We start from the raw sequence: 10,248 nt of genomic DNA, 5'->3' as shown, positions 1-10,248 counted from the left end.
GGCGTCTCCCGCAACCGGACCCACCCCGCCATTCCACGGAATGCGCGCTTTTGACGTTGACGTTGACGTTGATCCAGCGGGTGCAGGGCCGCAGGCCCTGCCGACCCACCCGCTACTTGGCAGCGGCGATCTGCTTTTCGATGTCGGCGGCGGTCACCGGGCCGAGGAAGGTGTGCGCCAGCTTGCCCTGCGGATCCAGCAGATGCGTCAGCGGCAGCCCACGCGGGGTGGCGAAATCGGCCGGCGGATCGAACGGATCCACGATCACGATCGGGTAGGTCACCGGATGCTTGGTCAGGAACGCCTGCATCTCGGGCGCCTCGATGTCCTCATAGGCCAGACCGACCACCTCGATGTTGCTGCGCATCGCATGCAGCGCCGACAGCTCCGGCATCTCCTTGCGGCACGGCGCGCACCAGGTCGCCCAGAAATTCACCACCACCCACTTGCCACGATGCGCGGCCAGGTCGTACTCGCTGCCATCCACCGCCTTCATCTTCAGCGTCGGGAACTCGGCGGTGGTGCGTTCGGCCGGGGTCTCCTCGACCGGTGCGGGCGTGCTCGGTGCCGGTGCCTGCGCCGGCGGCTGGCTGCTGGACGGGGTCGGTTCCTGCGCCGGCTTGCAGGCGGCAAGGGCCAGCGCCAGGGCCAGCGGGAGCAGCAGCAACGGGGTCTTGCGGGTCATGGCGTGTCTCCGGAATCAGTATAGATATCGCTGACCTTGCGCTTGAGGCGTTCGCGCAGGGGCAGTCGCAGGTCGTCCAGTGCCGCCAGGGCGGCCCGGCCCAGGCTGTCGTCGCGGTACGGCAGGTGCTGCTCGGCTACCGGGATGCGCAGCTGGGTGCATTCGTACAGGTCGGCCAGGCTGACCTGGTCGAGGTCGCGCGACAGCAGCCACTCGCCTTGCTCGTCGCGGCGCAGCAGACCGATCTCCTGCAGGTTGCAGGCCAGGTCATGCAGCAGGGAGTCCGTCAGCATCGGCTCCAGCCGCAGGATTTCATCATCGGCCAGGCCCCTGCCCTTCAAGCGCGCATGGTGGAAGCGACCGAGCAGGCGCAGCAGGCCGTAGAACTCGTAGCCCTGCGGCAGGCGCAGCTCCACCGGCTGGTAGCGGAAGGCGGCCATCGACGAGGACAACGACGCGCCCAGCAGCACGGCCACCCAGCACAGGTAGATCCACAGCAGCAGGATCGGCACGAAGGCGACCGTGCCATACAGCTTCTGGTAGGACTGGAAGCTGCCCAGGTAGGCGCCGATGCCCCACTTCACCAGTTCCAGGATCACCGCGGCCAGGATCGCGCCGGGCACCGCGTGCCGCCATTTCACGGTGTGGTGCGGCACCACCCGGAACATCAGCGTGATGCACACGAACTCGATCAGGATCGGCGCCAGCCGCAGTGCCAGTTCGGCCAGCCAGCGGCCTTCCTGGGTGCCGAACAGCGGCATCGCGAACACCCGCGCCGATACCGCCAGCGAAGCGGCCGCCAGCATCGCGCCCAGGGTCAGTACGGTCCAGTAGACCAGGAAGCGGGTCAGCTTGGGCCGGGTCGAACCGACCCGCCAGATCTGGTTGAAGGTCTCTTCAACGCTGTTGAGGGTGATCAGCAGCGACACCACCAGGGCGATGAAGCCGGCCGCGGTCAGCTGGCCGGCGCTGGCCGAGAACTGCCGCAGGTAGCCCTCGGCGGCACGCGCGGCGTTGGGCACGAAGTTGGAGAAGACGTAATCGCTGAGCTGGTCGCTCCAGCGGTCGAAGACGGGGAAGGCCGAGAGCACGCCGAACACCACGATCGCCAGCGGCACCAGCGCGAACACCGTGGTGTACGCCAGCGCCGCCGCTGCCTGGAACAGGCGGTCGTCGAGGAAGCGATGCCACAGGAAGCGGCCGAAACTGATGGCCCGTGCGCGATCCCGCGCGCGCTCCATCCACAGGTTGAGCGTATCCAAAGGTTCCATCGGTGGAAGGGTACCCGATGCGGAATGCTGGCAGGATAGCCATACTGGTGGCCACACGACGAGGAGAAGCGGGCACGATGGGCGAGATTCTGGTGCTGTACTACAGCCGGGGCGGTTCGGTGGCACGGCTGGCGCGCCAGATCGCGCGGGGCATCGGCGAGGTGCCGGGGATGACCGCGCGCCTGCGCACGGTACCGCCGGTGGCTGCGGTAACCCAGACCGCGCAGCCGCCGGTGCCCGACGATGGCGCCCCCTACGTGAGCGTGCAGGACCTGGTCGAATGCCAGGGCCTGCTGCTCGGCAGCCCGACCCGATTCGGCAACATGGCTGCGCCGGTGAAGCACTTCCTCGATGGCCTGGGCGCCGAATGGGTCAACGGCACGCTGTCGGGCAAGCCGGCCGGCGTGTTCACCTCCACCGCCTCGATGCATGGCGGCCAGGAGTCGACCCTGCTGTCGATGCAGGTCCCGCTGCTGCACCACGGCTGCCTGATCGTCGGCATCCCGTTCACCGAGCCGGCGCTGAGCCATACCACCAGTGGCGGCACCCCGTACGGTGCAAGCCATGTGGCCGGTGCCGCCGACGACCCGCAACCGACCGACGACGAGGCCGTGCTGGCCCGCGCGCTGGGCCGCCGGGTGGCCGACATCGCGCAGCGGTTGGGCCGATGAGCGCCGCGCCGCGCACGGTCCTGCTGCTGGCCCTGATGGGGCTGGCCGCGCTGTTCGCGGGCTGGTTCATCAATGACAAGCACTGGCTGGCCACCCAGCTGGTGTTCACCGCGCCGCCGCTGGCGCTGGCCATCGCCCTGCGGCTGGGCTGGCGCAAGGCTGGCTTCTGGGCCTCGGTACTGGCCCTGGGTTGGTTCAGCCACGGCGTGATGAGTGCCTGGAGCCACCCGGAAACACGCTGGCTGGCGCTGATCGAGATCGCACTGGCCCTGCTGGTGATCTTCAGCGCCAGCCTGCCGGGGCTGCGCGCCCGCTTCGGCAAGCGACGCTGACGCTGCGGCCGCCGGGCCGTATCATCTGTGTTCCTGGCCCCGCGCCGCTGTACCTGTCCTGGTTTCGCGCATGCACATGATGGAAGAGCTCCTGGTCGTCACCACCGGCGGCACGATCGACAAGATCTACTTCGACGACAAGTCGGACTACCAGATCGGAGATCCGCAGATCGGCATGATCCTGCGTGAGCTGGGCGTGACCTTCCGTTTCAACGTGATTCCGATCCTGCGCAAGGACTCGCTGCACATCAACGATGAGGACCGCGAGCTGATCCGCGCCACCATCGCCGCGCAGCCGACCCGCCACGTGCTGGTGACCCACGGTACCGATTCGATGGTGCAGACCGGCAAGGTGCTGGCGACAATCCCCGACAAGACCATCGTGATGACCGGCGCACTCAGCCCGGCGCGTTTCCGTGGTTCGGATGCAGAGTTCAACATCGGCTGTGCGATCGGCGCGGTGCAGTCGCTGCCGACCGGCGTGTACATCGCGATGAACGGGCGGATCTTTGATCCGCAGCACGTGCGCAAGAACGTGGCGGCGAACCGCTTCGAGTCGGTCTGAGGAACGGCGTGCCGACCAAGGTCGGCACCCACCCGGACAAGAACGCCCCGGCCGGAGCCGGGGCGTGCCCATGGAGAGGGACTTGGGCTCAGTACTGGGCGTTGAGGGTCAGGCCCGAGAAGGTGCTGTACGCCTTGACCCGCACGTACCAGGTGCCGGCAGCGGGGCTGTTGATGGTGCAGGTTTCGCTGTTGCCACTCAGGTACGGGCGGCAGGTGTAGGTGGTATCGGTCGGGGCACTGCCCTGGCGCACATAGAGGTCAGCATCACCGCTGCCACCACTGATCGCCACGCGCAGCTGGGTGCTGCCGGCCGGAACCGCGACGGTGTAGTTCAGCTCGGCACCGGTCGCGGCGCCCAGGCCGGTCACCGGCACGTTGTTCTGCAGCACGTTGCCACCCGGGTTCGGCCCACCACCGTTGATTGCCGCAGCAACGGCGGCATCGGCGTTGACGATGCCCGCGCCACAGCCACCCGAGCAGGCACCGGGCAGCGGACGTGCGGTGCTCTTGATGATGCTCTCCACCTGCGCAGGGCTCAGCGGGCTCGGCGCCACCGATTGCATCAGTGCAACCACGCCGGCCACGTGCGGCGCCGCCATCGAGGTGCCGTTGTAGGAGGCGTAGGTGGCGCTGCCCGGCGTGGTGGTGCCGGTGTTGAGGGTGGACAGGATGCTCTGGCCCGGGCCGGAGATGTCGATGCCGGCACCATAGTTGGAGAAGCTGGCACGCGCACCGGCCGAGGTGGTCGCGGCCACCGCGATCACGTTCGCACAGTTGGCCGGCACCGACGAGGACACGTTGGTGTTGCTGTTGCCAGCGGCGACCACCACCGTGGTGCCACGGCCGACCGCACCGTTGATCGCATTCTGGTAGGTGGACGAGCAGCTGCCACCCCCACCCAGCGAGAGATTGATGACCTCGGCCGGATTGGCATTGGCCGGCACGCCACTGACGGTGCCACCGGAGGCCCACACGATCGCATCGGCGATATCCGAGGTGTAGCCACCGCACTTGCCGAGCACGCGGACCGGTACGACCTTGGCATTGAACGCGGTGCCGGCCACGCCGGTGCTGTTGTTGGTCACCGCTGCCACCGTGCCGGCGACGTGGGTGCCGTGCCAGCTGGAATTGGAAGCCGGAATGCCCGGGCCGCACTCATTGGCACCGTACCAGTCGCCTTCGTCGTTCGGATTGCTGTCGCGGCCACCGCCGTCGCGCGCCATCGCCGCATCGCTGATGAAATCGTAGCCCGGCAGGATGTTGGCATTGAGGTCCGGATGGTTGGTGATGCCGGTGTCGATGACCGCCACCACCACGCCGGTGCCGGTCGACTTGTCCCAGGCCGGGCGCACGTTGATCGACGCATTGGAGGTGCCAAAGCCCCACTGCTCGCTGAAACGGGTGTCATTGGGCGTCAGCGTGGCACGCATGATCTGGTCGACTTCGACGTATTCCACGTTCGGATCGGCGGCCAGCTTGCGCATCAGCAGCTCGGATTCGGCCTGGTCGAGCGGACGATCGGTCCTGACCAGGGTCGGGCCGACGGCCAGCTTGCGCACTTCCTGCAGGCCCAGCGCACGGCCCTGGCTGCTGGCCAGACCGGCCGCGGCCGTCTTCAGCGAGGAAGCCAGTGCGGTGGTATTGGCCACCGGCGCACTGCCGTCACGGTACTTCACGATGAAGCGCTGGTGCGTCGGCGCGGACTGCAGGCCGCTGAGCTGGACATCACCGGCCAGCGCAGGCGTGGCCAGCAGCAGCGATGACAGAACGGACGCACCAAGGACCACCCACACTCGACGCACACGCGGTTGCGTTACCTGGGACATCGTATTTCCCTTTCTAGTGGTGTGAATGCCGGAATCGGCAGAAGCACCGGCCCGAACCATGGGCTGGCTTGCGTTGGCGAGGTTCGAAGTCCGGCGAGTCAGCGGATCCCCCTTTTGATCCGCCGTGCAGATGACGCTAATGACCAAAACCGGACACCACAAGATTTTCAGCGTCTTTTCAGCAAGATGAAATGTCTGATCTGAGACTTTCCGGGTCGAGGGTTTGTGAAGGTGAAGGAACTTTCGCGCGCCCTGCACAGCCCTGACTGGGGGATGTCATGTCCAAGCATGACTTTGCCGACATCGGCGTCCGCTCACCAACGACGACGGCCGCCCGGCATCGGAACGGCCATCACGCATGTGCTTCAGGAACAGCGCTACTGTGCCTGCGCAACACCGGCGGGACGGATCTGCTGCCCCTTGACCGGCTCACCGCGCGCGACGGGCTGGCCATCGGCCATGTAATCGGAGAACTGCGCCGGCAGCGCCGCGCCAACACCGAATGCAGGCCCTGCCTGCAGCTGGTAGTGCAGGTGCGGCTCGGAGGAATTGCCGCTGTTGCCACAGTCAGCCAGATGCGCACCGCTGCGGACCACCTGCCCCTGTGCGACGCGCACGCTGCCCTGCCGCAGGTGCGCCAGCACCGAGTACTCGTCATTGCCGTGGTCGAGGATGACCCGGTTGCCGGTGAGCTGCGCCGCATTCATCTGGCCGGGCACGTTGTCGGCAACACTGTCGACCACCTCTACCACGGTGCCATCGGCAGGCGCGAGGATCGGGCGACCGAAGCAGAAGTAGTCTTCATTGCGCAGCCCGTCGCCCCGATGCGATCGGCCCTCGCGGACCATCAGCAGGTCCAGCGCGAAGCGCTGGCCGGCGTGGGCCGCATGGTAGTTCTGCTCGATGCTGCGCCCACCCCAGAACACGAAGAACTCGTCGTCGAACGGCAGTTGCAGGCGCGTGCGGGTGGTGTAGTCAAGGAACCGGCTGGCCGCGGCCTGTGGGGGCGAGGACTGTTCGGGGCGGATGTAGAAGCCGCTGATCCGCCCCTCGGCGTCGAGTGCCCACAGCACCTGGACGATGCCCGGGCGCTTCTCGAAACGAACCTGGCGCAGATAGGTGTCGTTTCCATCTGCACTGCCGACCTTCTCGCTGACCACTTCCGTTTCCGCCCCCCAGCCGGAGATCACCTGCTCGCGCAGTGCCACCAGGTTCTGCCTGGACTGCAGCGCCGCCTGCATCTGCGGCGTCATCCGCTCCCACAGGGCGTCGATGTGTCCCTCGTAGAACTGTGTGGTCAACGCCGCCCCCTGCTGGCGCGGATCGCTCGTCGCGGCCCTGCCACCGAGGGCTGGAAGGGCGAGAACCAGAACTGCAATCAGGCGTGGAAGCAATGTCATGTCAGGGCTCCTTGCGATCTGGAACGGGAATACCGGCGACGATCGCCGCCAGCTGCGTGCGGTATTCGGTAAGGGCCTGTCGCCCAACCGGAGTCAGCTGGAGGGTGGTCAGGGGACGCTTGCCCCGGAACGTCTTGTCGATGGCAACCAGCCCGGCCGCCTCCAACTTGCTCAGATGGCTGGACAGGTTGCCTTTGCTCAGGCCACTGAGATGTTCGACGAAACCGAACTCGGCCGATTCGGCGCCGGCCAGGATCGACAGGATCAGCAGGCGTGCCGGTTCGTGGATCAGGCGATCAAGCTGCAGCAGCGTGCGGGCATCAGGCAATCTGCTCATTCGGGGTGTGCCCGCCCCGCCATGAACATGCGCATCTCGGCCTGCAGGCGGAGGAAGCGCTGGTGATCACGCCAGCCGACGACGATCAGCGCGATGGACGCCAGCGGGAACACGGCGGTGCTCGGCCCGAACCCATAGGTCTGCCCGGTGAAGGCCAGCGCGGCCTGGCACATCAGGAACACGCCCACGATGAACTCCAGGGGAGTACGCAGCCAACGCCACACCACCCAGGGCAGCATCGCCACCACCCCGAGGTAACCGAGTGCGCGCAGGTCCCAGGGCCGCTCCCCCATCGGGGCCAGCCGGGTCAGCACGCTGCCGACCACCAGCACGCTTACCAGCGCGGTGAAGGCGATGAAGAATCGCTGGAAATTGCGCTCGACCGGCGTGACCTGCTCCTCGACCTGGCCCAGCCGCTGGTAATAGCGGCGCGCAAGCCACTGCTTGCCAGCGATCCACAGCACGGGCATGGCGATCAGCACGATGCGCAGCGCCAGGGTGGTCGGCAACAGGGCGCCGGCCAGGAAAGAGGCCAGGCAGGCAACGCCACCGGCCATCGCCGACAGGCCGCCGGCGCTTCGCGAGTACCGCGAGTATTCACGGGTCAGCGCCTGCAGGCGCGAGGAAGGGTCGATGACGGACGGCTGCTGCATGACATGCTCCAGCGGGGGCGCTTGAATTAAGTTTGCATTGCAAACATATTTGCGTCAACCACTCCCGGCAGCGATCCGGCGGCCCCATAACGCAGAAAGCCCGTCACGGGGACGGGCTTTCCGGGAACGCGGTCGAGCCTGGCTCGACGCTATCGTTTGGTGCGAGCGATCAACCCAGCTTGACCAGCCAGTTGTGGCGGTCCGGCAGACGGCCGTACTGGATATCGGTCAGCTCCTTGCGCAGCGACATGGTCACTTCGCCGGCCGGGGCGTTGATGTCGCCGACCGAGAAGCCCTCGCCCTTCAGCTGGCCGATCGGGGTAACCACCGCCGCCGTGCCGCAGGCGAACACTTCGCTGATCGCACCGGAGGCCACGCCGTCCTTCCACTCGTCAATGCTGACCTTGCGCTCTTCGACCTTCATGCCGCGGTCGCGCGCCAGCTGCAGGATGCTCTCGCGGGTGATGCCCTCAAGGATGCTGCCGGACAGCTCCGGGGTGACCAGCGTGCCGTCCTTGTAGACCAGGAACACGTTCATGCCGCCCAGTTCTTCCAGGTACTTGCCCTCGACCGGATCGAGGAACAGCACCTGCGAGCAGCCCTGGGCCTGCGCCTTCTGCTGCGGCAGCAGCGAGGCGGCGTAGTTGCCACCGCACTTGGCGGCGCCGGTGCCGCCCTTGGCCGCACGCGCGTACTCGGTCGACAGCCAGATCGACACCGGGGCCACGCCCTTGGCGAAGTACGGGCCGGCCGGGCTGGCGATGACGTAGTAGCCGGCCTTGTGCGCGCCACGCACGCCGAGGAAGGCTTCGTCGCCGATCATGAACGGACGGAAGTACAGGCTGGACTCGTCAGCCGACGGCACCCAGGCGCTGTCCACCGCGATCAGCTGCTTCAGCGATTCAACGAAGATCTCCACCGGCAGTTCCGGCAGCGCCAGGCGCTGCGCCGAACGCTGCAGGCGACGGCCGTTGGCATCCGGGCGGAAGGTCCAGATCGAACCGTCGGCGTGGCGGTAGGCCTTGATGCCTTCGAAGATTTCCTGGCCGTAGTGCAGCACGGCTGCAGCCGGGTCCAGCTGCAGCGGGCCGTAGGCGCGCACGTTGGCGTTGTGCCAGCCGGCATCCTTGTCCCAGCGCACTTCCACCATGTGATCGGTGAAGTGCAGGCCGAAGCCCGGCTTCTCCAGGATCTGGGCGCGCTCTTCAGCGCTGCGCGGGTGGTCCGAACGGGTGACGGCGAAGCTGGGAATGGACTGGGACACCGGAGATTTCCTGTTCTGGTTGCGGGTAGTGCCGGGCCCGCGTCGCTGCGGGCCGTGGGTCAAAGCATGCCGGTCTCGAGCCGCGCCGCTTCGGACATCATGTGCTGGTTCCACGGCGGGTCGAATACCAGCTCGACGTCGGCCTCGGCCACCGTCGGGATCATTTCGAGCTTGCTGCGCACATCATCGACCAGGATGTCACCCATGCCGCAGGCCGGTGCGGTCAGGGTCATCTTCACGTCGATCTCGCGCTGGCCTTCGTCCAGGTGCTTGATCTCGACCTCATAGACCAGGCCCAGTTCGACGATGTTCACCGGAATTTCCGGGTCGAAGCAGGTGCGAAGCTGCTGCCACACCAGCTGTTCCACCTGTTCATCGGTGGCATCGGCGGGCAGCTCCAGCGGTGCCGGGGCCTCCTTGCCGATGGCGTCGCCGTCCTTGCCGGCGATGCGGAACAGGTTGCCCTCGACGAACACCGAATAACTGCCACCCAACGCCTGGGTGATGTACCCATAGCTGCCGGCGGGCAGGGTCACGGTATCGCCCTGCGGGACCATCACGGCCTCGCAATCGCGTTCGAAGTGGACAGGTTCGCTGCTACGGGAATACATGGGGACCGATATGGGGCCGTGGCCGAGGCCACGCAAGACGACATTCTAGCCCAGCCGTCCTGCCACCGCCGGTGCACTGCGGCAAACCACAGTATCCTGTGGGCGATCTTCTGGGAGCTTCGATGTCCTCCAATGCCGCGCGTGCCAGGACCGTGACCTGGCTCTGGCCCTTCATGCTGTTGCTGGGCCTGGTTGTTGCTCCCCTTGCCTGGATGGTGCTGGCGCTGATGACCGGTCGGCAGGTCGGCTGGATGGCGGTACTGACCGCACTGGAACTGGTGTTCATGCTGCGCATGGGCACGCTGGGGCCGGGCCGCCTGCGCATCGCGCTGGTCGTGCTGGGCACGCTGCTGGTCGCCGCCGTGGCCAACTGGACCATCGCCAGCGCCTGGATGGGCGGCTCGATCGGGCTGGGCCTGTGGGACGCCAGCCTGCGCATGGGTCCGCACCTGGCCTGGACCCTGATCACCCTGGCCAATGGCGCGATGGAATGGCTGTGGCTGGCCGTGGCCGTGATCGTCGGCGCCTGGCTGGCGCGCTGAGCGCGCAGATCCACGCCACCCGTGGGATGCGGTAGTGCCGGCCGCTGGCCGGCAGAGGCGTGCGGACCAAGGTCCGCACCTTCCAAGTG

At 67.0% G+C, this 10,248-nt stretch carries 12 protein-coding genes; 4 read left to right on the top strand and 8 right to left on the bottom strand.

Going from position 1 to position 10,248, the window contains the following annotated elements:
* Window positions 1–112 precede the first annotated feature (112 nt).
* Both N7590_RS15910 and N7590_RS15905 read right to left on the bottom strand, forming a co-directional pair.
* The gene (locus N7590_RS15910) at window positions 113–685 is read right to left on the bottom strand and encodes a TlpA disulfide reductase family protein (RefSeq protein ID WP_164242457.1); all 573 of its coding nucleotides are present in this window, start codon (window positions 683–685) and stop codon (window positions 113–115) included.
* Window positions 682–1,956, bottom strand: a complete 1,275-nt coding sequence (locus tag N7590_RS15905; RefSeq protein ID WP_004154462.1) for a YihY family inner membrane protein — start codon at window positions 1,954–1,956, stop codon at window positions 682–684. The genes N7590_RS15910 and N7590_RS15905 overlap by 4 nt, the downstream gene beginning before the upstream one ends.
* 77 nt (window positions 1,957–2,033) lie before the next feature.
* Here N7590_RS15905 and wrbA point away from each other — a divergent pair, with 77 nt between their 5' ends.
* The 3 genes from wrbA to N7590_RS15890 all read left to right on the top strand — a co-directional run bounded on the left by wrbA (window position 2,034) and on the right by N7590_RS15890 (window position 3,524).
* Window positions 2,034–2,627, top strand: coding sequence for an NAD(P)H:quinone oxidoreductase (gene wrbA / locus N7590_RS15900; RefSeq protein WP_053448870.1), 594 nt, complete (start codon window positions 2,034–2,036; stop codon window positions 2,625–2,627).
* Window positions 2,624–2,959: a DUF2069 domain-containing protein gene (locus N7590_RS15895; protein WP_049408967.1), complete on the top strand. Its 336-nt coding sequence runs from the start codon at window positions 2,624–2,626 to the stop codon at window positions 2,957–2,959. Before wrbA ends, N7590_RS15895 begins: the two co-directional genes overlap by 4 nt.
* A gap of 79 nt (window positions 2,960–3,038) precedes the next feature.
* The gene (locus tag N7590_RS15890; protein WP_040009892.1) at window positions 3,039–3,524 is read left to right on the top strand and encodes an asparaginase domain-containing protein; all 486 of its coding nucleotides are present in this window, start codon (window positions 3,039–3,041) and stop codon (window positions 3,522–3,524) included.
* Window positions 3,525–3,612: 88 nt separating this feature from the next.
* Here N7590_RS15890 and N7590_RS15885 read toward each other — a convergent pair whose 3' ends face one another.
* The 6 genes from N7590_RS15885 to sufT form a co-directional block, all read right to left on the bottom strand.
* Window positions 3,613–5,352 carry a S8 family peptidase gene (locus N7590_RS15885; protein ID WP_053511893.1) on the bottom strand — a complete coding sequence of 580 codons (1,740 nt, stop codon included), beginning with the start codon at window positions 5,350–5,352 and terminating at the stop codon, window positions 3,613–3,615.
* Window positions 5,353–5,729: 377 nt separating this feature from the next.
* On the bottom strand, window positions 5,730–6,752 hold the full coding sequence (locus N7590_RS15880) for a M23 family metallopeptidase (RefSeq protein ID WP_053511892.1): 1,023 nt from the start codon (window positions 6,750–6,752) through the stop codon (window positions 5,730–5,732).
* Window position 6,753: 1 nt separating this feature from the next.
* Entirely contained in the window at window positions 6,754–7,089 is a 336-nt protein-coding gene (locus N7590_RS15875) for a transcriptional regulator (RefSeq protein WP_004154344.1), read from the bottom strand.
* Window positions 7,086–7,742 (bottom strand): hypothetical protein, encoded by a 657-nt coding sequence (locus N7590_RS15870; protein WP_053511891.1) that lies wholly within the window; start codon window positions 7,740–7,742, stop codon window positions 7,086–7,088. Before N7590_RS15870 ends, N7590_RS15875 begins: the two co-directional genes overlap by 4 nt.
* 169 nt (window positions 7,743–7,911) lie before the next feature.
* Complete coding sequence (locus N7590_RS15865; RefSeq protein ID WP_004154341.1) at window positions 7,912–9,006, bottom strand: branched-chain amino acid aminotransferase; 1,095 nt, start codon at window positions 9,004–9,006, stop codon at window positions 7,912–7,914.
* A 59-nt stretch (window positions 9,007–9,065) separates the two neighbouring features.
* On the bottom strand, window positions 9,066–9,617 hold the full coding sequence (gene sufT, locus N7590_RS15860) for a putative Fe-S cluster assembly protein SufT (protein WP_004144911.1): 552 nt from the start codon (window positions 9,615–9,617) through the stop codon (window positions 9,066–9,068).
* 122 nt (window positions 9,618–9,739) lie between these two features.
* Between sufT and N7590_RS15855 the strand changes: the two genes are divergently transcribed.
* Complete coding sequence (locus tag N7590_RS15855) at window positions 9,740–10,159, top strand: hypothetical protein (RefSeq protein WP_049457537.1); 420 nt, start codon at window positions 9,740–9,742, stop codon at window positions 10,157–10,159.
* Window positions 10,160–10,248 lie beyond the last annotated feature (89 nt).

The sequence above is a fragment of the Stenotrophomonas sp. GD04024 genome (genome assembly GCF_029837545.1).
GTDB classification, from domain to species: Bacteria; Pseudomonadota; Gammaproteobacteria; order Xanthomonadales; family Xanthomonadaceae; genus Stenotrophomonas; species Stenotrophomonas forensis.
Note: the sequence above shows the minus strand (reverse complement) of the source record. Positions and strands in the feature narration are given on the sequence as shown.

Coding starts and splice junctions, on each gene's coding strand:
- N7590_RS15910 (WP_164242457.1), bottom strand. CDS start 685: ATGACCCGCAAGACCCCGTTGCTGCTGCTCCCGCTGGCCCTGGCGCTG.
- N7590_RS15905 (WP_004154462.1), bottom strand. CDS start 1,956: ATGGAACCTTTGGATACGCTCAACCTGTGGATGGAGCGCGCGCGGGAT.
- wrbA (WP_053448870.1), top strand. CDS start 2,034: ATGGGCGAGATTCTGGTGCTGTACTACAGCCGGGGCGGTTCGGTGGCA.
- N7590_RS15895 (WP_049408967.1), top strand. CDS start 2,624: ATGAGCGCCGCGCCGCGCACGGTCCTGCTGCTGGCCCTGATGGGGCTG.
- N7590_RS15890 (WP_040009892.1), top strand. CDS start 3,039: ATGGAAGAGCTCCTGGTCGTCACCACCGGCGGCACGATCGACAAGATC.
- N7590_RS15885 (WP_053511893.1), bottom strand. CDS start 5,352: ATGTCCCAGGTAACGCAACCGCGTGTGCGTCGAGTGTGGGTGGTCCTT.
- N7590_RS15880 (WP_053511892.1), bottom strand. CDS start 6,752: ATGACATTGCTTCCACGCCTGATTGCAGTTCTGGTTCTCGCCCTTCCA.
- N7590_RS15875 (WP_004154344.1), bottom strand. CDS start 7,089: ATGAGCAGATTGCCTGATGCCCGCACGCTGCTGCAGCTTGATCGCCTG.
- N7590_RS15870 (WP_053511891.1), bottom strand. CDS start 7,742: ATGCAGCAGCCGTCCGTCATCGACCCTTCCTCGCGCCTGCAGGCGCTG.
- sufT (WP_004144911.1), bottom strand. CDS start 9,617: ATGTATTCCCGTAGCAGCGAACCTGTCCACTTCGAACGCGATTGCGAG.
- N7590_RS15855 (WP_049457537.1), top strand. CDS start 9,740: ATGTCCTCCAATGCCGCGCGTGCCAGGACCGTGACCTGGCTCTGGCCC.